The sequence below is a fragment of the Burkholderia sp. BCC0044 genome, from assembly GCF_902832955.1.
Classification (GTDB): Bacteria; Pseudomonadota; Gammaproteobacteria; order Burkholderiales; family Burkholderiaceae; genus Burkholderia.
The window spans coordinates 137,626-156,752 of sequence record NZ_CADFDO010000003.1 but is presented as its reverse complement, the minus strand read 5'-3'; the positions used below and the strand labels follow the sequence as shown (position 1 = coordinate 156,752).

General features: G+C 59.1%; 18 protein-coding genes. 14 read left to right on the top strand and 4 right to left on the bottom strand.

Annotated features, from left to right (window positions below; all coding sequences use genetic code 11):
- The first annotated feature begins 54 nt into the window (after positions 1-54).
- The 6 genes from HWX14_RS17650 to HWX14_RS17625 all read left to right on the top strand — a co-directional run bounded on the left by HWX14_RS17650 (position 55) and on the right by HWX14_RS17625 (position 3,738).
- Positions 55-744: an ABC transporter permease gene (locus tag HWX14_RS17650; RefSeq protein WP_175883732.1), complete on the top strand. Its 690-nt coding sequence runs from the start codon at positions 55-57 to the stop codon at positions 742-744.
- Positions 741-1,454 (top strand): ABC transporter permease, encoded by a 714-nt coding sequence (locus tag HWX14_RS17645; protein WP_175883731.1) that lies wholly within the window; start codon positions 741-743, stop codon positions 1,452-1,454. Before HWX14_RS17650 ends, HWX14_RS17645 begins: the two co-directional genes overlap by 4 nt.
- 33 nt (positions 1,455-1,487) lie before the next feature.
- Complete coding sequence (locus HWX14_RS17640; RefSeq protein WP_175883730.1) at positions 1,488-2,255, top strand: ATP-binding cassette domain-containing protein; 768 nt, start codon at positions 1,488-1,490, stop codon at positions 2,253-2,255.
- A gap of 83 nt (positions 2,256-2,338) precedes the next feature.
- Complete coding sequence (locus HWX14_RS17635) at positions 2,339-2,773, top strand: cupin domain-containing protein (RefSeq protein WP_175883729.1); 435 nt, start codon at positions 2,339-2,341, stop codon at positions 2,771-2,773.
- A gap of 297 nt (positions 2,774-3,070) precedes the next feature.
- Positions 3,071-3,208, top strand: coding sequence for an HHHH-motif protein (locus HWX14_RS17630; RefSeq protein ID WP_175883728.1), 138 nt, complete (start codon positions 3,071-3,073; stop codon positions 3,206-3,208).
- Between the two features lie 62 nt (positions 3,209-3,270).
- Positions 3,271-3,738 (top strand): hypothetical protein, encoded by a 468-nt coding sequence (locus tag HWX14_RS17625; RefSeq protein WP_175883727.1) that lies wholly within the window; start codon positions 3,271-3,273, stop codon positions 3,736-3,738.
- 86 nt (positions 3,739-3,824) lie between these two features.
- Here HWX14_RS17625 and phaZ read toward each other — a convergent pair whose 3' ends face one another.
- Positions 3,825-5,201: a polyhydroxyalkanoate depolymerase gene (gene phaZ / locus HWX14_RS17620; RefSeq protein WP_175883726.1), complete on the bottom strand. Its 1,377-nt coding sequence runs from the start codon at positions 5,199-5,201 to the stop codon at positions 3,825-3,827.
- Positions 5,202-5,488: 287 nt separating this feature from the next.
- Here phaZ and HWX14_RS17615 point away from each other — a divergent pair, with 287 nt between their 5' ends.
- From HWX14_RS17615 to HWX14_RS17585, 7 genes are all read left to right on the top strand, one after another.
- A complete protein-coding gene (locus HWX14_RS17615) occupies positions 5,489-6,151 on the top strand; it encodes a glutathione S-transferase family protein (protein ID WP_175883725.1) in 663 nt (220 codons plus the stop codon).
- A 241-nt stretch (positions 6,152-6,392) separates the two neighbouring features.
- Complete coding sequence (locus tag HWX14_RS17610) at positions 6,393-7,646, top strand: cyclic nucleotide-binding domain-containing protein (protein ID WP_175883724.1); 1,254 nt, start codon at positions 6,393-6,395, stop codon at positions 7,644-7,646.
- Between the two features lie 13 nt (positions 7,647-7,659).
- Positions 7,660-8,424 (top strand): flagellar motor protein, encoded by a 765-nt coding sequence (locus HWX14_RS17605; RefSeq protein ID WP_175883723.1) that lies wholly within the window; start codon positions 7,660-7,662, stop codon positions 8,422-8,424.
- Positions 8,425-8,501: 77 nt separating this feature from the next.
- The gene (locus HWX14_RS17600) at positions 8,502-9,173 is read left to right on the top strand and encodes an OmpA family protein (protein WP_175883722.1); all 672 of its coding nucleotides are present in this window, start codon (positions 8,502-8,504) and stop codon (positions 9,171-9,173) included.
- Between the two features lie 172 nt (positions 9,174-9,345).
- A complete protein-coding gene (locus HWX14_RS17595) occupies positions 9,346-11,208 on the top strand; it encodes a methyl-accepting chemotaxis protein (protein WP_175883721.1) in 1,863 nt (620 codons plus the stop codon).
- A gap of 505 nt (positions 11,209-11,713) precedes the next feature.
- Complete coding sequence (locus HWX14_RS17590) at positions 11,714-13,027, top strand: ATP-binding protein (RefSeq protein ID WP_175883720.1); 1,314 nt, start codon at positions 11,714-11,716, stop codon at positions 13,025-13,027.
- Between the two features lies 1 nt (position 13,028).
- Positions 13,029-13,676: an HNH endonuclease gene (locus tag HWX14_RS17585; RefSeq protein ID WP_175883719.1), complete on the top strand. Its 648-nt coding sequence runs from the start codon at positions 13,029-13,031 to the stop codon at positions 13,674-13,676.
- 466 nt (positions 13,677-14,142) lie between these two features.
- Here HWX14_RS17585 and HWX14_RS17580 read toward each other — a convergent pair whose 3' ends face one another.
- From HWX14_RS17580 to HWX14_RS17570, 3 genes are all read right to left on the bottom strand, one after another.
- Complete coding sequence (locus HWX14_RS17580; protein WP_175883608.1) at positions 14,143-14,286, bottom strand: hypothetical protein; 144 nt, start codon at positions 14,284-14,286, stop codon at positions 14,143-14,145.
- Between the two features lie 122 nt (positions 14,287-14,408).
- Positions 14,409-17,537 carry a TrlF family AAA-like ATPase gene (locus HWX14_RS17575; protein WP_175883718.1) on the bottom strand — a complete coding sequence of 1,043 codons (3,129 nt, stop codon included), beginning with the start codon at positions 17,535-17,537 and terminating at the stop codon, positions 14,409-14,411.
- Positions 17,534-18,307 carry a hypothetical protein gene (locus tag HWX14_RS17570; RefSeq protein WP_175883717.1) on the bottom strand — a complete coding sequence of 258 codons (774 nt, stop codon included), beginning with the start codon at positions 18,305-18,307 and terminating at the stop codon, positions 17,534-17,536. The genes HWX14_RS17575 and HWX14_RS17570 overlap by 4 nt, the downstream gene beginning before the upstream one ends.
- Before the next feature lie 520 nt (positions 18,308-18,827).
- Between HWX14_RS17570 and HWX14_RS17565 the strand changes: the two genes are divergently transcribed.
- Positions 18,828-19,124, top strand: coding sequence for a hypothetical protein (locus tag HWX14_RS17565; RefSeq protein WP_050018303.1), 297 nt, complete (start codon positions 18,828-18,830; stop codon positions 19,122-19,124).
- The last annotated feature ends 3 nt before the right edge of the window (positions 19,125-19,127 follow it).

Here is a 19,127-nt window from a genome sequence, read left to right as displayed (position 1 = left end):
GATGCGCGCTTAATGGCTGTTGACAATCCAGCCACATCGTTCTGGATCCCTTACATGATCTTCCAAGGATTTGGCCCGCTGCTGTGGGCCGGCACGGTCGAGACCGTGAAGCTGGCGGTGCTGTCGCTCGCCGCGTCGCTGATACTGGGCCTCGCGGGCGCGGCCGCGAAACTGTCGGCCAACCGCGTGCTGAAATCGGTCGGCACGTTCTACACGACGCTGATCCGCGCGGTGCCCGACCTCGTGCTGATGCTGCTGCTGTTCTACGGGATCCAGATCCTGCTGAACAACGTGACCGACCTGCTCGGCTGGGATCAGATCGACATCGACCCGTTCGTGGCCGGCGTCGTGACGCTCGGCTTCATCTACGGCGCGTACTTCACCGAGACGTTCCGCGGTGCGTTCCTCGCGGTGCCGCGCGGCCAGCTCGAAGCGGGTTTCGCATACGGAATGAGCGGCTGGCGCGTGTTTCACCGCATCCTGTTCCCGCAGATGATGCGTTTCGCGCTGCCGGGCATCGGCAACAACTGGCAGGTGCTCGTGAAGGCCACAGCGCTCGTGTCGATCATCGGCCTCGCCGACGTCGTGAAGGCGTCGCAGGATGCGGGCAAGAGCACGCTCGATTTCTTCTTCTTCACGCTGGCCGCGGGCGCGATCTACCTCGCGATCACGACGGTGTCGAACGTCGTGCTGCATCACCTCGAGAAACGTTATTCCGTCGGTGTCCGGAGGCTCGCACTGTGATCGAACTCGTCAGCCAGTACTGGCAAAGCTATCTCTATTCCGACGGCTACCGCTTCAGCGGCCTCGCGATCACGCTGTGGCTGCTGGTCGTGTCGATCGCGCTCGGCTTCGCGCTCGCCGTACCGCTCGCGATCGCGCGCGCGTCGTCGAACCGCTGGATCTCCGGCCCCGTGTGGCTTTATACGTACGTATTCCGCGGCACGCCGCTCTACGTGCAGCTGCTGATGTGCTACACGGGCATCTACAGCCTGCAGGTCGTGCACGACCACGTGCTGCTCGACACATTCTTCCGCAACGCGATGAACTGCACGCTGCTCGCGTTCGTGCTGAACGAATGCGCGTATGCGACGGAGATCTTCGCGGGCGCGATCAAGGCGACGTCGGCCGGCGAGATCGAGGCCGGGATGGCGTACGGGATGTCGCGCTTCAAGCTCTATACGCGCATCATCCTGCCGTCCGCGCTGCGCCGCTCGCTGCCGAGCTACAGCAACGAAGTGATCCTGATGCTGCACGCGACGACACTCGCGTTCACCGCGACCGTGCCCGACATCCTGAAGGTCACGCGCGACGTCAATTCGGCGACGTACATGTCGTTCCAGGCCTACGGCATCGCGGCCGTGCTGTACGCGGTCGTCGTGTTCGCGCTCATCTGGGCGTTCCGCAAGCTCGAGACGCGCTGGCTCGCGTACCTCGCGCCGCGCGGCCATTAACGCATTCGCAAGATTCGCAACGAAGGACCCAGCATGTACAAGCTTACCGTTGACAACCTGCACAAGAAATTCGGCGACAACGAGGTGTTGAAGGGCGTGTCGATGAAGGCGAAGGCCGGCGACGTGATCAGCATCATCGGCTCGAGCGGCTCAGGCAAGAGCACGTTCCTGCGCTGCATCAACTTCCTCGAACAGCCGTGCTCGGGGCAGATCACGATCGGCAGCGAGCCGATCCAGACCACGCGCGACCGCAACGGCGCGCTGCGCGTGGCCGACCAGAAGCAGCTGCAGCGCATGCGCACGAAGCTGTCGATGGTGTTCCAGCACTTCAACCTGTGGGCGCACATGACGGTGCTCGAGAACGTGATCGAGGCGCCGATGGCCGTGCTCGGCGTCGGCCGTGACGAGGCGATCGAGCGGGCGCGCACGTATCTGGAGAAGGTCGGGCTCGCGCCGCGCGTCGAGGGCATGTACCCGTCCCACCTGTCGGGCGGCCAGCAGCAGCGCGTCGCGATCGCACGCGCACTCGCGATGGAGCCGGAAGTGATGCTGTTCGACGAGCCGACGTCGGCACTCGATCCGGAACTGGTGGGCGAAGTGCTGAAGGTGATGCAGAAGCTTGCCGAGGAAGGACGGACGATGGTTGTCGTCACGCACGAGATGGGTTTCGCGCGCAACGTGTCGAACCACGTGATCTTCCTGCATCAGGGGAAGATCGAGGAAGAGGGCGATCCGCAGCAGATTCTCGTGAATCCGAAAAGCGAGCGGCTCGGGCAGTTTCTGTCGGGGCGGTTGAAGTAAGCACGCGCGCCGTTTCGCACCGCCGCAAAACTGGAACGCTTAATGCTTGTCTCGCGTGATCCTTTCGATGAAGGAGCACCGCGATGAGCACGCCGACCACCACCGCTTTTTCCCACGTGAAGCCGCAGGACACCGCCTATCAAGGCGAAGGCCTGCGCGACTTCTTTCTGTACCGCGATCTCGGTATCGCCGCCGCGACGAACGGCAAGGTCGTCGCGCAACTTGTCAGGGCCAATCATGCACCGGAGGCGGGCACCGGCTGGCACCGCCACGAGGCCGAGTTCCATATCGTGATCATGCTGAAGGGCTGGGCGCGCTTCATGTACGGCGAACAGGAAACGCTGGTGGCCGCCGGTGACTGCGTGCACCAGGCGCCGGGGATCGTCCACTACCTGTTCGACTACTCGCCGGACATGGAGTATCTGGAGATCGTCGGGCCTGCCGACTTCAAATCGATCGACGTCGACGGGCCGTGCGCGGTGCCGGAGCCGACGCCGTGGGGCGAGGCCGGTGCGTAGCGTGCCGGCCGGGTGTGCGTTTTCGACGAACCGCCTTCGGGCGGTTTTTTATTGCTCTGCCGACATTCGCGACCTGCTGTTTGCTGTCCGTTTCGACACATTGTTTCGAATTCCAAACAGTCGAGAAGCTGAACAACCGGAAAGAAAAGAAAGATGTTCGTCAGCTTCGGCCGTCGATGGGCGACGCGATGTCAAAGATCGTCAATTGCACGCCGGTGCGGTGCACGGCCTGTCGACGGCCGACGTTAAGGAGGTACCAGCCGGACCACCGGCTGACCTATCCGGGAGAGTTCCACCATGAACCGCATCGCGAAGATCCTGACGGCAACCGCACTGGCTTGCGCCGTGCTCGCGCCGGCACTGGCCGAAGCGCATTCGCACCGCGTGTGCCACTTCGATCATCACCATCACCGCGTGTGCCGCTGGGTGCGGTAACCGTCGCTGTTCCCGGGGAGATCCCGGACGCTTTCATCATTCAGGCAAATCAGGAGAGGACCATGAAAAAAACGATGTTGATCGCCGCGCTGGTCGCCGGCATGGGTGTGTCGATCGGTGCGTTCGCGCAGGTTCCGGCCAGCGCGCCGGCCGGCACGACCGGGCTGTGCAAGGACGGCTCGTTCTACTCGGGCGCATCGAAGAAGGGCGCGTGTGCCGGCCACAAGGGCGTGAAGACGTGGTACGGCGCATCGGCTGCCGCCGCGGCGAGCGCACCGGCCGCCGCGCCGGCAACGGCGGCTTCCGCTGCGCCGGCATCGGGCACCGCCCCCGCGAAGAGCGCCGCTGCGACGACCGCGGCCGCAGCGCCGGGCGGCGGCGCGGGCAAGGTGTGGGCGAACGACGCGTCGAAGGTCTATCACTGCTCGACCGACAAGTACTACGGCAAGACGAAGCACGGCAGCTACATGTCGGAAGCCGACGCGAAGGCGAAGGGCTACCACGCGTCGCACGGCAAGGCTTGTTCGTAACGAGCGGGCGCGGCGCGCGAACAGTTTCGCTCGCGCGTCGTCCGAATGCTGCAGCAAACGTCGCCCCGCCTCTTCGGCGGGGCGATTCACTGTGTCGCTACCGGCGCTGCGTGCGCGTGATGCGATTGCGTGTCGGTTGCCGTATCGATTCCGGTTGCGCGCGCATCGAGCAGCGCGCGCAGCGTGACGTAGTGGGTGCCGCTCGCGTCGCCTTGCGCGTCCACGGTGCGATCGTACGGTTCGTTGTCGTGAATCGTCGCCCGCACGATCGGATAGATCTGCGTTTCCCACCGGCTGCCGTTGAACACGCCGTAGTGCCCCACACCCGTCTGTACATGGTGCGTCTTCAGGTACGACGGCAACCCCGAACACAGTTCCTGCGCGGCCACCGTCTGGCCCACTGCGCAGATATCGTCCTTCTCGCCTTCGACCGTCAACAGCGCGGTGCGATGAATTGCCGCCGGTTCGACGAGCACGTCGCCCACTGTCAGCTCGCCGCGTGCGAGCGCGTATTGCTGGAACACCTTCTCGACCGTTTCCAGATAGAACTCGGCGGTGAGATCGGCCGTCGCGAAATATTCGTCGTAGAAATGCCGCAACGTGTCGGCTTTCCCGGGGTCGCCTTTCGCGCGTTCGTAGTACAGATCGGCGAACGACGCCGCATGCCGGTCCGGGTTCATCGACATGAACGCGCCCACCTGCACGAAGCCCGGATACACGCATCGCTGCGCGCCGACGAAGCCCGTCGGCACCACGCTGATCAGGTTGCGCGCGAACCATTCGATCGGCTGGCTCGTCGCGAGCGCGTTGACCTTCGTCGGATTCACACGGCAGTCGATCGGGCCGGCCATCAGCGTGAGGCTTGCCGGCTGCGCCGGATCGCCGCCGGCCGCCATCAGCGAGACTGCCGCGAGCGACGCGACGGTCGGCTGGCAGATCGCGAGCACGTGCGCGTCCGGGCCGATGTGGCGAATGAAGTCGACCACGTGCGTGACGTACTCGTCGAAACCGAAACGGCCGGCCGTCAGCGGGATGTCGCGCGGGTTGTGCCAGTCGGTGATGTACACGTCGTGATCGGCGAGCATCGTGCGCACCGTGCCGCGCAGCAGGGTCGCGAAGTGCCCGGACATCGGCGCGACGATCAGCACGCGCGGCTGGCGCGCGATCGGCCGCGCCTTGCGGAAATGCAGCAGCGTCGCGAACGGCGTGGCCGCGGCCGCTTCCTCGACGATCGGCACCGTTTCGCCGTCGACGACGATCGATGCGATCCCGAACGGCGGCCGCCGGTGCGAGAACGCGCAGCATTCGAGCAGTTCGCACAGCGCGTCGACCATGCGGCCCGTCGGCGTCGACGTCGCCGGCGGCCACAGCGACATCGTTGCGCGCGTGGCGGCTGCCCATGCACGCGCCGGGCGGAGGCATTCCGCAGACCATTGATAAAACGGATAGGCAAGCAGATTCATGACTGTCGCTCGTGACGCCGCATTGCAAGGAACGAGGCAAGCCGTATGCCAGCATGCCGGCTGGCACGCGCGTTGCACGTGGTTCCAGAGCGCGGCGGCGCGCGGGACATGATGACGGCCGGGCGAAGGCCAGGCGTTGCCTTGCCGGTCGGGCGTGCGACACCTGCCGCGATGCCGTCGACGTTGCGCCAGTTCGGCGAACGGACCGCACAGGCATGGTGCGGGCGGTCATGCGGCGCGTCCGTTTACGGTGCAGGGGCACGAACGACATTCAGCAGGGGAGCGACATGGAATCCACCGTACAGACGACGCTGACCATCAGCAGCCGCAATTACTCGTCGTGGTCGATGCGTGGCTGGTTGCTCGCGAAGCTGAGCGGGCTTTCGTTCGAGACCATCAGCGTGCCGATCGATGCGACGTCGCGCGCGGAGTTGCTGTTGCTGTCGCCGTCGATCCTCGTGCCGTGCCTGACGCACGACGGCAACGCGGTGTGGGATACGCTCGCGATCGCCGAATACCTGAACGAGATCCACCCGCAGGCGCGGCTGCTGCCCGACGATCGGCGTGCACGCGCGCATTGCCGGTCGATCTGCGGCGAAATGCATTCCGGCTTCAGCGCATTGCGCTCCGCGCTGCCGATGAACCTGCGCGGACACTTCCCCGGCTTCCGGATCTGGTCGCGCGCGCAGCACGACATCGAACGGATCGTGACGATCTGGCGCGAGTGCCTGATGGAGTACGGCGGCCCCTGGCTGTTTGGCGCCGAGATCGGCATCGCCGATGCGATGTATGCGCCGGTCGTCACGCGCTTCCTGACCTACGACGTGAAGCTCGAATCGGACGTCGCCGAGTACTGCATGCGCGTGCTTGCGCATCCGTTCGTCGCCGAGTGGATCGAGACCGCGAAGGCCGAGCACGAAGACATCGACGAACTCGACATGGAGTTCTGACCTGACGCGCGATCGCGGCGGGCTTTCAATTTCACTACATGTGCTGTGGGCGAAACGAACGATCGATGCGCCCATGCAACCCGCAAACGTTTCACCTTGATTTCGGTTCAAAACGAGCACGAATGCCCTAAAGGGCGTTGCGCCCGATGACGTAAACAAGTCACGGGGATGACTCGCGATCGCATGCTTCAGACGTGCGACGCACAGTCCGCAACAACCAGCGCAGCAGGGGGATCGACTTGTGAATCGTCAGCAATCGTGGACGCGTACCGCCGCGCCCGGGGAAATCATTTACTCGGAGGGCTTCGCGGGCGAGCCCGTCCTCTTCCTCATCACCGACGGCAAGGTCGAGCTGTCCACGCGCTGCGACGACAAGCGCGTGATCGTCGCGACGCTCGGCCGCGGCGAATTCTTCGGCGAATCGGCGCTGCTCGCCGCCGAACCGCGCGCACATACCGCGAAGGCGCTGTCGTTCTGTCAGCTCACGGTCGTGCCGGCCGGCATGCTCGACGAGGAAATCGAGCGCGTGTCCGCGCTGCTGCGTCATATCGTGCGAACGATGATTCGCCGCGTGAAGCGCAAGGACGATCAGCTCGCGACCTATACGCATGCCGACTTCATGCCGGGCGTGTTGTCGTATGCACATGTGCTGTCGCTGATGGCCGGTGCCGATGCACGCGAATCGGGCGACTCGTGGGCACGCCGGCCGATGCAGGCGCATGCGGCCGAGACTTCCGTGCCGCTCGCCGAAGTGATCCGCAAATGTCGCGCGATTGCCGGTCATTCGCGGCCGCACGTGCTTGCGATGCTGCGGCGCATGGAGAAGCTCAACCTCGTCACGATCGAAGCCGCGCAGGCCGATGTTGCCGGCGGCGCGACCGACTACGCGGCGTCGTCCGATGCGCGCCAGGTCGTCACGTTCGACGCCGCACGCGTGATCGACCGCGCGCAGCAGGTCGCCGATCACGATCTCGACGTGTCGATCAACAGCGAACTCGAACTCATCGAACTGGCCGATCTCGAATCGCTGATCGGCGTCGACAAGACGCTGTTGCTGAGCAAGCTGTCGAACGGCGAGATCGCGGAAGAAGTGTTCGCGTTCCGCAAATCGAAGGTGCTCAACTACGTCGAACAAAAGGGCGTTGCGTACTTCTCGCGCCGCAATGGTCGCCGCGGCGGCGACGTGCGCGCGCTCGAGGATCTCGTATGGGTCGACCAGCGCACGCTGTTCGACGTGATCAGCGCGTTCGATACGTACGACCTCGCGAAACTGATCGCGAACCTCGACGATCGCGCGGTGGCCGACAAGCTGTTTTCCGTGATGACCGAGGCGCGACGCAACGAGGTGTCGTGGGTGATGCGTCGAGAAATCAAGCTCGATCCGATCGAGATCGAGGACATCGAGCAGCGCGTGCTGGAGGCCGTACGCGCGGCGAAGGCGCCTGCGACGGGCGCGACTACGTCTGTCGCGTCGACATTGTCGTCGGACGCGTGATACGGGGGCGCGTATGGATCTGTTGACTCTGGTCGGGGTGGTGCTGGGCGGCGCGGCGATCGTGTTCGGGTTCGCGCTGGAAGGCGGGCATTTCTCGATGCTGTTCCAGTTCGAGGCGCTCGTGATCGTGCTCGGCGGCACGCTCGGCGCGGTGATGATCCAGAACACGTGGGCGCGCTTCTTCGACGCGGTGAAGCAGTTGCGGCTCGCGTTCGTGAGGGCGCGCGAGGTCGATCGCAAGAACCTGTCCGACCTGCTTGAATGGGGCGACCGCGCGAAGCTCGACGGGCTGCTCGCGTTCGAATCGATGGACGTGAGCGGGATTCATCCGTTCGCGCGGCGCGGGCTCGAACTGCTGGCGAACGGCGTGTCGACCGCGGTGCTCGAAGATGCGTTGCAGCGCGAACTCGATGCGTACGAACGCAGCCGACTTGCCGCCGTGCGCGTGTGGCAGCAAGCCGGCGGCTATGCACCGACATTCGGCATTCTCGGCTCGGTGCTCGGGCTCGTGCAGGTGACGAGCCATATTCTGGAACCGGCGCAACTCGGGCCGGGCATCGCGGTGGCGTTCATCGCGACGCTGTACGGGCTCGCGTTTGCGAACCTCGTGTTCCTGCCGTTGTACGGCAAGCTGCGCGCGCAGATCGAAAGCGAGATGCGGTTCCGCAAGCTGTATCTCGACGGCTTGCTCGCGATCTCGCGCAAGGAGTCGCCGCATACGATCGAAACGCGGTTGACCGGCGATGTGCGCGGGCGGGCGGCGGAATCGCTGGCGTGATGTGCCTGTGCTTTGTGCGCTTTGTGCCTGCGTGTATCTGCACCTGTACCGTATGACGAACCCGGATTCCCGACAGCATGACTGCTCGAACTGACGGCGCATCCGCTGCCGATCGCGACGATGACGAACTCGAAGGCGCGCAGTCCGGACGCTGGCTGATTTCGTACGCGGATCTCATCACGACGCTGATGGTGCTGTTTCTCGCGCTGTATGTGCTTCAGCTCGCGAAATACAACGCGCTCGATGCGCGGTATCAGACGCTTGCGCGGCAGGCTGGTGGTGCTGCGACTGCTTCCGTCGATGTTGCCAAGTCCGACCCTGCGCCGCCGTGGCTCGCGTTGCTCGATTCGTTGAAGTCGAATGGACGCATTTCGCTGGTGAAGGCGCCGCACGGCGTCGAGATCGGTATCGACGCGAAGATTCTGTTCAACGTCGGCGATGCGCGCTTGCTGCCCGATTCGTCGCCGGTGCTGAACCAGATCGCGCAAGCATTGAGTGCGCATGCAACCGGCGACATCCTCGTCGAAGGCCACACGGACAGCGTGCCGATTGCAAACGCGAAATACGAATCGAACTGGGAGCTTTCGTCGGCGCGGGCGGGGAGCGTGGTGCGCTACCTGACCGAGCGCGGTGTCGCGCCGCATCGGCTGGCGGCGATCGGGCGGGCCGATACGCAGCCGCTCGTTGCGGGGGACGATGCTGCTTCGAGGGCAAGGAACCGGCGCGTCACGATCTTCGTTGCTTACTGATCAGCGCGTTGTATTTGCGTTGTTCGCCGTGCATATAGGTGGCCGCATATGCCTATCCATCAACAACATAACGAATCTCGAATGATCGCTATCTGAAATCAGCGATGCGGTTCTGCGCGTGCCTGCCGATAACCCAATCTGGCTCAGACCGAGCGGTTATCGAGGGTTCCCCATGCATTTCTGGCGCAAGCTTTCCATTCAGAACAAGCTGATTCTCAGCATGACGAGTTGCCTGCTCGTGTTCGTCGCGATTTCGAGCGGGCTCAGCGTTCGTCTGATCGGCAACGCGGTGCGCGATCGCGTCGTCCGCGAAGAGCTGCCGACCGCCGTGAACGGCATCCGCGCCGACGTGCAGCGCCAGATGGCCGGCCCGATCGCCGCGTCGCGCATTCTCGCGCGTGATGCGTTTCTGCTGCAATGGGAAGCCGACGGCGAACCCGATGCCGGCACGCGTAACTGGATCCAGCTCGCGAAGAACGTGAAGGACGAGCAGAAGGCTGCCTCCGTGCAGTGGGTGTCGGTGAAGAGCGGCAACTACTACAACGAAGCCGGCTTGCAGCGGAAGGTGACCGACAAGGATCAGTGGCTGACCAGCTTCCTGTCGTCGGGCAAGGCGTACGACGTGAACATGGACCGCGAGGTGACCGTCGGCGGCTACATGATGTTCATCAACAGCCGCGTGGAACTCGACGGCGTGCCGATCGGCGCGGCGAGCATGAGCCTGTCCGTCGATGCGCTCGCGAAGGGGATATCGGCTTACCGGATCGGCGAGACCGGGTTTGCGTACCTCGTGCGCCCCGACGGCGCGATCATGATGCATCGCGATACGTCGCTGATCGATGGCAAGCATTTTCTGAAGGATGAGCCGGGGATGCCGGGCGATGCGTCGTCCACGTTGCTTGCGGGCAAGCCGTATGCGTATCTCAGTTACGAGGGTGATGGTGGCGCGCGGTTTATCGCGACGTCGTTCATTCCGGAGTTGAATGCGTATGTGGTCGTTCAGGTGCCGCAGGCCGAATTGCTCGGGCCGGTGACGCGTGCGATCCGTAGTGCGGCGCTTGTGGCGGCGGTGGTTGGTCTTGGCGTTGCGTTGTTCGTGATCTGGCTGGTGGGGCGCGCGATTGCTGCGCCGATTCGTCGGGCGGCTACGTTGCTGTCGGAGATTGCTAGCGGTCAGGGCGATTTGACGCGCCGGATGACGGTGGAGAGCGAGGACGAGATCGGGCAGTTGTCGGATGCGTTCAATCGGTTCGTGTCGTCGTTATCGACGCTGGTTCACCGGATTCGTGCGGCTTCGGCTTCGATCGCGACTGGGTCGGCGCAGATCGCTTCGGGGAATGCGGATCTCAGCGAACGCACCGAAGGGCAGTCGAGCAACCTTGAGCGGACAGCTTCGTCGATGGAAGAGATCACGGCCGTGGTGCGCAACAACACCGAGACGGCGACTACCGCGGCGAAGATGATCAACGGTGCGGCGGATACGGCGGCGCGGGGTGGGCAGGTGGTGGGTGAAGTCGTGACGACGATGGAGCAGATCAGCGACGCGTCGCAGCGGATCTCCGAGATCATCGTGATGATCGACAGTATCTCGTTTCAGACGAATATTCTGGCGTTGAATGCTGCGGTGGAGGCGGCGCGAGCGGGGGAGCAGGGGCGTGGGTTTGCTGTTGTCGCTTCGGAGGTGCGGAATCTCGCGCAGCGTAGTGCGCAGGCGGCGAAGGAGATCAAATCGCTGATCGAGCATAGCGCGGGGACGGTGGGCGCCGGGTCGCGGCTCGTTAGTGAGGCGGGGAAGGTGATGAGCGATGTTGTTGCGCAGGTTCAGGGCGTTAGCGCGATGATGAGCGAGATTGCAGAGGCTAGCCTGGAGCAGAGTGCCGGGATCGATCAGATTGGGGACGCGGTGCAGTCGCTCGATCAGATGACGCAGCAGAATGCGGCTTTGGTCGAGGAAAGTGCGGCAGCGGCGGAGAGTTTGAAGCAGCAGGCGGCGGAATTGACCAAGCTGGTTTCGGCTTTTAAGGTGGATGAGTAAGGGGGTTGATTTGGGGTTCGGGATTGGGGTGTGAGGGACGGCTACCGTGGGGTCACGGTAGCCGTTTTTGCTTGTTGGTGCCGAATTTAGCGGAGTTTATAGAAATGAAACGCATTTCGAGATCGAAGAGGTTGAGGCATTGGCCGTTGGTGCTCGTCGCTGTCATTGCTGCGGTTGGGGCGAAGGTTGTCGGATCGCCGACGGATTCTTATCCTGAATGACATTATTCAATGGGAAGCACTGTCGCGGTACCGGTTGCTGGACCATTATCCGTGTTCGGCTAGGAACGGCCGTTCATGTGTGTCGTCTGCCGGAGGTTCAGACGTCCGAAAGAGATCGTAAGCAGCGGTTCCTACGCAACGCGTATATCACGAGTGAGTCAAACTATCCGGCTCGCCACGAGCCACTGGTGCCGAGTCAGGCCGTGGCTGTACCCTAATGTCTATTTGCGGCTAAAATCTGACGCGGATCCTTACAACAACGACGCTCAACAATCGGGTAAAACATGAAATTCCAGGTGCAAAAACTGGCAATAGGGGAAAAACTGATAGAAGTAAGTCATCCAGTGGCAGGTGACGACAACGTATTCACGATGCTTGTCGGGAAAAATGCCGTAGGGAAAACACGGGCACTCTGCAAGATTGTAAATGCTTTCGTATTCCCTCATAGGGATGCTGGTCCGCGTAAAGAAGTGATTACGTCTTTCGATTCAGGGGAGGTTCCGCGTAGGGTTATCGCTATTTCAAATAGTCGGTTTGATAAATTCCCGGATCCCGATATTTTGTTGAGGAAAAAGGATTTTCCGGGATCTGAGTATCATTACTTCGGTCTTGGTGGTATTCGATCAGTGCCGACCAGAGCGTTGTCGAAGGGTTTTTCTCTACTTTTTGGTAACGAAGATAAATTTGGATCGAAGTTTTGGTTGCTTGGCAGTATTTTGCAGTATGTTGGATTTCGGCCGCACATCCAAATCGAATTTACCCCCAGTTTTCGTGAAAGCAAAGCAGATGGCATGACGGTTGAGGACTTGTTTTACCAGCATATAAACGAGTCCGAGTTGTATCGATCCGGCGGAGAGGATGCCAATTTGGAATTGCAAGAATTATACGAATCGATGGTTTATTGGGAGCGTAGATTTAAAAAAGAGAGGGCTGCGTCGTTCATGTTTGATTTGCTTCGAGAGAAGTGGTTCAGCGATGAGGAGCAGGAATTCAATCGCCATGTGCCCGCGCTGCTGAAATCCGGATTTCTGAGAATTGCTCGACTTAATCTTTTTGAGAAGTCTTCCAAGAACAAGATCCCCTTCCAGCAAGCCAGTTCTGGACAGCAGTGCATGCTGCTGATGTTTATCGGGCTGGCTGGAGCGATAAAGGATAACTCTCTCATTTGTATAGATGAGCCCGAGATATGTCTGCATCCGAGGTGGCAAGCGGAATTCATCGGAATCATCCAAGAGGCTTTTTCTCGTTATCGGGGGTGCCATTTCCTTATTGCCACGCACTCTCCACAAGTCGTTGCTGGACTTTCGTCAGATAACGGATTTGTCTCCGACTTGGAAAAGGGGATTCTTCTCCATGCGCGTGAATATGCGAGAAAGTCAGCTGATTTTCAGTTAACAGAGATTTTTCATGAGCCTGGATTTAAGAATGAGTACATAATTAGGGTCTTAATTTCAGTAATTTCAAAACTCACAAATGGTCAAAAGCTTTCTAGTGAGGATTTGCAAAAACTTCAAAGTATAGCCGCCGTCGAAGAGCGCATTGACGAATCGGATCCTGTTCGACATCTTCTTCATCAAGCACGAATGCTCGCCCAGTGACATGAAAAAGATAGAATATACTGGCAAGGTGGCCAAATTTGTTCAAAAATACGATGGAATAAATCACGAAATTTGGAACTCTACTGAAAAGGAAATTCAGGAGGTCAGAAAGGAGATCCGTGAGCACTATCTTGGCGAGCAATCATATCGTTGTGCTTATTGCAGAATCGAAAAAAAAGAGAAGCATGGAATGGTGTGGGATGTTGAGCATATCCTTCCGAAATCATTATATCCAAAGTTTGTTTTTGAGCCGGAGAATCTGTGCCTTGCATGCAAGGAGTGCAACACTCCAAAGGATGACTGTGATGTTCTAAATGGGGAAGCAGCCAAGCGATCGGCGTTTCCAAATAAGAGCGGCGATTATAGGATCGTTCATCCGCACTATGATATCTATTCGGATCACTTTGAGGTTTCTGTTGTCGGAGGGAGGCGCCGCTATCGCATCCTTAATAAAGGGAAGGCAAGGTTTACATATATGGTATGCGATTTGAGTAGGTTTGATTATAAATATGCGGAATGGGAAAATTTCGATAATGCGATATTTACTGAGATTTCGGTATTCCTTGATCGATGTCCGAAAGACTCTACTCCCGATGAAATCAAAAGGATGCTGGGCCATCTGACTTTCGTCACAGCAGCAAACTTTTAATGTTATCGGCGCGTTCGCTAGGAAGCATACTGCTCGCACTGCAAGCCGGGGCGGGCAGGCAATTTCTAGGGAATTCCCTTTAAGGGCCACTTCGCTGGAGCAAGGTTCAACCTTTGATTGGATTCGACCAGTTTGGCAAGCCGTTAGCTCTGTATGATCGGATCGCGCAGGCGACTGGAGGTTCGGGCAGGTTCGTCTTCCAGTGATCTAGGTCGATGTAGCGGCGGTTCACCAAATCTGCCTTGTCTTCATCGATTCGAGGTCTCATAACGGCCGACAGTTTCAAAGTCGATTGCTCCGGCGATGGCCGAGAACCTGACCGAAGACGTGCCCGCGCGCGGTCGTTGTGGCCGATTGCGTATCCTCACCTGACAGCGCGGAATGGCCGCTCTACGACCTGCCATCGTAACTGAGATGGTTCTAGTAACTGCTATGGATCACTAACGGTTGACCGTATCTGCTCCGGTTAGTCTGAACCTGTCCGCATTTTTTGGGGGGTGAGGCGGTTGACCAACTGATCCAGCAGTTCCTTGGGCAGTTCGGGCAGCGGCCCGCGGGCCGCTGCCTGACGCGCGACAGTTCGCCTTTTCTTCTTCATCGGCATATCCATGATTTTTACACCTCATGATATGCGTCGCCCGCGAAATCGCGGATAGGTCCTGCTAGTACGGTACGCTCCCTTGGTCGAGCGGCTCAATAAATCTTCAAACGCTTATGCGTCGAGTGCTCTGGTCAGTGAAAATACTTGTCTCGCCGGTTGTCGAACGCTAGCGTCGTTCCTTCCAGGACATCCAGTACAGAGCGATTCAGTTCCAAGCTCTCGATGGCGCCAGACGCATACGCTAGAGCAAACTGGTCGCCTCGATTGAATTCGGCATGGATAATTTGTTCGGCGTCGCAGCATACTGCTAGATTGGCGTTGTGGGTAACCATGATGATCTGCCGACGCTCCTTGGCGCGCTGGATTATGGGGACCAGCATGGAATAGACCGTTTGGTTGTCCAGGTTATCTTCTGGCTGATCCAAGATGAGCGGCGTTGGATCGGTGTCTACCAACAGATAGAAGATGAGCAGCAGCGCCCCGCGTTGGCCTGGCGACATCTGTTGAATGTTGGTTCCGGCCAGGCTCAGCGAGAACTTGGCTTCCACCTGCTTCAGGTCGAAGAGCTGCTCATACAGCTGTTCTGCCGTGACCTTGGTTCGAAGAATTGATAGCAATGCGGCGCCAGGCTGTTCCACGCCGGCAGTGATCGTCGTCCGGATATCTCTGAGCCCTCTGGACAGACTCTCGGCATCGTTGAAATCGATTGCCCGCAGCAGCGCCACCAGCTTTACCAGACCCTCGTCACCGCGAAAGCCACCCGTGTTCTGCTTGACCAGTGCAAAGAACCCTTCGACGAAGGCTTGCCGGTCGAAGAAGAGGGCACTTTGGAACTCCACCTTGAGCTCAGCCGCGACGCCAGGGACACCGGCAACCAGTTCCTCCACGACCGCGAACAGCTGCTGTCGTGATTTCGCGATGGCCATTAGCTCTGCGTGGATTTCTTTCACCAACTTGTCCTGTTCATCCTCCAGAGTTTTGCAGCGGCCAGGCAACGTAGCCAGCTCTGCAAGCCGAGCCTCGTAGAATGCCATCGTCTCAGCTTCCTCAGCCGTGCCAATTAAGGCCTTGACGGCCTTGCTCCATGTGGTGAGCTGGATCATGTATTCTTGGTAGAGCTTGTTGGGGTGGTCGAGTTGCTCCTGCAGTTGCGTGCGCTCCGCCACCAGTGCCTGCTGCTTGGCGACGCGATCTAATTGCTCGATGGCCAACCCGCCAAGCTCGGCCTCCGAGGCGTTGAGAACATCCTCGATAAGATCCCGTTGGGTCTCAACTTTCAACACGTGCTGGAAGGTCACATTGACCTTTTGCAACTCAGCCAGTAGGTCTTCATTAGTCTTGGCTGCCTGCTGCTCAAATGCCGTCAGCCGCTGGCTAACGCTTGAGAGCGTCGTCCTCCGCTCGACCAGTCCTCGCCGCGCAGCTTCCGCTGCAGTCGTAGCCACTTCCAGTTGAGCAAGCTCCTGTGCAATGGCTGCCAGACGTTGAGATTCGGCTGAGGGCGTGGCGGCGGCATCGGCATCAGTTGGTTTCAGAACTTCGGCAGGCTTTTTCGCTTGAAGGTCACCCAGCTCGAGCTTCTTGGATGCAAGTTTCTCTTTAAGTTCATTCTCGTGAGCGGCACCCGATTGGCGTTCCAGCTCGGCGAGCTGTGCATTGACCTTGCGCAACGCTTGGCGATAGCCCTCTATCCTCTCTTGGGTAGGCTGTTCTGCGGTAGCAAGGTACTCGTCTAGGTTCTGATGGCTGCCACGGTCTGCCGGATCCAAATGCGAGAACAAGACTTTACGAATCTCGGTGCCGAAGCGATCCGATTTGCCGGTGATGTGGTCGTTGCATAGCTCCTCGAAATATGTTTGCGATATGTACTTGACCCGTTCTGGTTTATCCGACTTTGCCTGCTGATCCAACGTGACTTGGTCTACATCGCCGTTGCGCCAGGACAGCTTCGCCTCAAAGGCGCCTGCACGATGACCGCTGCCGCTTTTGAAGCGGTCGTTCACCAGGAAGGTAAAGAAGTCGTGTGCCTTGGAATTGCCGGCCAAGGCGAGCACCTCGGCCAAGCCGCTCTTGCCTGAGCCCTTGTTACCTATGATGGCCACCAAATCGGGGTTCAGCTTCAGATCGGTGCCGCTGAACCACTTCTCAGCCGTCTTGACGCCCGCCGTTGTGGATATCTGCAGGCGGTCCATGAAGAGGCGCCCGTTGGCGTCGACAAATGCCTTCTTCGGCGGGATGGCCCCAATGTACGAGCGAAACACTGGCTCCTTGATGGCATGGCGCAGCCCTTGGAACGTGGGTTCGGTCTTGATCCAAGTTTTCATGTTGCTCGGGAATACGCCGTATTCGCTGAAGCTGTGCGCGTCGGTTCCTCGTACGCACAGACGCGCCTTCTTGTCCAGAGAGCCCCAGAAGCTGTCGAAGTACTTCTCGTTCAGACTATTCTTGACGCCATGAAAGGCTAGGCGATTACCTTCGTCCTTGCACTCGAAAATGTCCGCGGCTGTCCGGAATCGACGCACCTCGGCGTAGTGGGCTACCCAGTCGATCTCCAAGAGGCCGCCATAAGTGTCCCACGGCATCAGGAGCAGGCCGCGGTCACCGACCACTTTCAGGGCTTCGCTGAGCGACTCTTGGGTGACCATGGCAGTTTGCCAGCCAACCTCCAAGGCATATTCGTCGTCGTCGGCCACCTTCTTCTCGTCGAAGCTACCTTTCTTCAGCCGATCGGAACCTAGCTCACGAGAATGCTGAACGAGGCATTCGTCACTTAAGGAACGGTTACCGTCTTTTACGTTGATCTTCAGGATCGCCAGGACGTCCTTTAGCGTCTGCGGCGACACTCTAGGATCAAGTATCAGGTGTACGTTCAGCCGATGCTTCAATGAGCTCTCAACACGCAGCTCAATACCCGGAAAGATGACCTTGCCGGCAAGTGCGCCCGGATGCTTCTTTTCGTGCTCGGTGATGGCTAGGTATCCGTCAAAGGTCCAGTAGTCCATCGTCACGAATACATCAGGAGAGGCCGTCGCCATGGCTCCGACAGTTTGAGCGATAAGCTGCTCTCTATCCGCGCCGGCCAAACCGCGCAACTTCTTGCCCTTCCAATGATATGAGGCAGGTGTATGGCAATGGAAATCCCACAGCCGCCAGACAGATCCTTCCAGTGTTCGCGGTTTGCTCATTGTCGTGTCTGTACGTCGTATCGAAGAGGCATCAATAAATGAAGATTGGAGCACGAAGAATGGTTTGTCATTCAAGAGTCACTATCATCATCGTGTTGCTTGGCATCCTCTGCTCCGTCGCGCAACGATACGATACCGAGATAGAGGCATATCGGAATAGTCTTGCGAAATGCTGTCGACTGCAAATCGAATGCTACCCATGCTGCAGACACTGCCCAAATTATTGGACCCAACGCTTGCCCGGGTAACTTCGATACCAGTTGCTTGACAAGAGCAGCGGCAGCCTCCTTGCCAATAATGGCAGCAAGAACTGAAATGGCTATGCTTTGAATGATCCCCATTGCTACTTTCTCGCCCAGAACTGCATAGAGGGCAGGTAGCGCAGCAAGCTTACCTTCAGACTCGATCTTTCTTCGTATCGCTTCTTTCTGTTTTTCGTTGAGTCCTTGCGTATCGAAATATGCAGCCAACTCTTCGGGAGATTTCGCCGTGAGCTCTTTTTCCACGGTAGAAAGAACAAGCCTTTCAAGGAGCGTTTCAATGCTTCCGCCCATTTTTATTTTTACTTTGATTTTTTCGCAAACGTCTTTTATTAATTCTTCGGACGTCACTCCAGGGTCTCTACCGACCAGTTGCCGAGCGACGTAGGCAACATCAGATGAGCCGTAGTAGCGAATTTGCTTTTCTAGAAGCAATAGAAGTTCTTTTCTAGCTGCTGTACTTGCACCGCTCTGCGATAATAGGCTCTTCCTTTTCTTATCATCGGTGAACGATACATAGCTTTCAAGTATCTTGCTTAGTTGTTCAAGGTCAGCCTGCTCGCACTTTTCGAGAACGGATAGCATGTGGTCGGAAATGAAAGATTGAGTAATTGTCCTGCCATCTTACGTGAATCCTAGCCGCTTTGCTGCGTATTCTCTCCCGCGTCAAACGGGATCACGAACAGTGTTTCCAGCACAGGTAGCGCTTTCCAATAAGGATTGAGTTTTTCCTATAGTCGGAACCAAGAAGCCACCCGGTGGCACTGTCCTGAACTTCCGCTCTGGATGGTTGTGCCCGACCGCTGGGCGTCGGGCTGAGACCGTCCAACGTGGCGCACACCTATGCCTAACGGCCAATCCCCTCATTTCCCCATTTCTGAGATGCCAGCCCGACTACACTGGTCATGAAGCCTTGCTTCTCGCCATCGGAAGTGGAACGCGGCCCCCTCCGCCCCGATGGTCGAAATAAAGCCGTCTTGCCCAACAAGACCCAGCGAAGAGGGGAGAAAGAAGGGGAAACCCAAGGCATCAAAGAAGCGCGGGCCGCATGGGCGGCAACCCATACGACCCGCTGACCACCACCAACTCATCACAGGAGTCGGAAATGGCTGACGCCAATACTAAGCCACGTCGTAGAAAGAACAAACCCGTCAACATGCAGAAGACGTTTGAGCTGGTCCTGCGCAACTACCCGGACCTTCCCAAGCGTGGCTGGCCGTATCTGCCGTGGATGAAGGCGATCGATATCAATTTCAAGATCTTCGGCTTCAAGCCGGGCGACCGCGTGTATCTGAGAGTCAGCGATGTCGACCGATCGATCACGATCACGCCGGACTACAGCCAGTTGGCGCTGCGAGAGCAGCCGTACCACGATCCTGACCGTGGACCGTCGCCGCTCTAACAC

Bases quoted from the DNA above. Each gene is read 5' to 3' on its own strand.
- HWX14_RS17650 (WP_175883732.1), top strand. From the start codon at position 55: ATGATCTTCCAAGGATTTGGCCCGCTGCTGTGGGCCGGCACGGTCGAG.
- HWX14_RS17640 (WP_175883730.1), top strand. From the start codon at position 1,488: ATGTACAAGCTTACCGTTGACAACCTGCACAAGAAATTCGGCGACAAC.
- HWX14_RS17635 (WP_175883729.1), top strand. From the start codon at position 2,339: ATGAGCACGCCGACCACCACCGCTTTTTCCCACGTGAAGCCGCAGGAC.
- HWX14_RS17630 (WP_175883728.1), top strand. From the start codon at position 3,071: ATGAACCGCATCGCGAAGATCCTGACGGCAACCGCACTGGCTTGCGCC.
- HWX14_RS17625 (WP_175883727.1), top strand. From the start codon at position 3,271: ATGAAAAAAACGATGTTGATCGCCGCGCTGGTCGCCGGCATGGGTGTG.
- phaZ (WP_175883726.1), bottom strand. From the start codon at position 5,201: ATGAATCTGCTTGCCTATCCGTTTTATCAATGGTCTGCGGAATGCCTC.
- HWX14_RS17615 (WP_175883725.1), top strand. From the start codon at position 5,489: ATGGAATCCACCGTACAGACGACGCTGACCATCAGCAGCCGCAATTAC.
- HWX14_RS17605 (WP_175883723.1), top strand. From the start codon at position 7,660: ATGGATCTGTTGACTCTGGTCGGGGTGGTGCTGGGCGGCGCGGCGATC.
- HWX14_RS17600 (WP_175883722.1), top strand. From the start codon at position 8,502: ATGACTGCTCGAACTGACGGCGCATCCGCTGCCGATCGCGACGATGAC.
- HWX14_RS17595 (WP_175883721.1), top strand. From the start codon at position 9,346: ATGCATTTCTGGCGCAAGCTTTCCATTCAGAACAAGCTGATTCTCAGC.
- HWX14_RS17590 (WP_175883720.1), top strand. From the start codon at position 11,714: ATGAAATTCCAGGTGCAAAAACTGGCAATAGGGGAAAAACTGATAGAA.
- HWX14_RS17585 (WP_175883719.1), top strand. From the start codon at position 13,029: ATGAAAAAGATAGAATATACTGGCAAGGTGGCCAAATTTGTTCAAAAA.
- HWX14_RS17580 (WP_175883608.1), bottom strand. From the start codon at position 14,286: ATGGATATGCCGATGAAGAAGAAAAGGCGAACTGTCGCGCGTCAGGCA.
- HWX14_RS17570 (WP_175883717.1), bottom strand. From the start codon at position 18,307: ATGCTATCCGTTCTCGAAAAGTGCGAGCAGGCTGACCTTGAACAACTA.
- HWX14_RS17565 (WP_050018303.1), top strand. From the start codon at position 18,828: ATGGCTGACGCCAATACTAAGCCACGTCGTAGAAAGAACAAACCCGTC.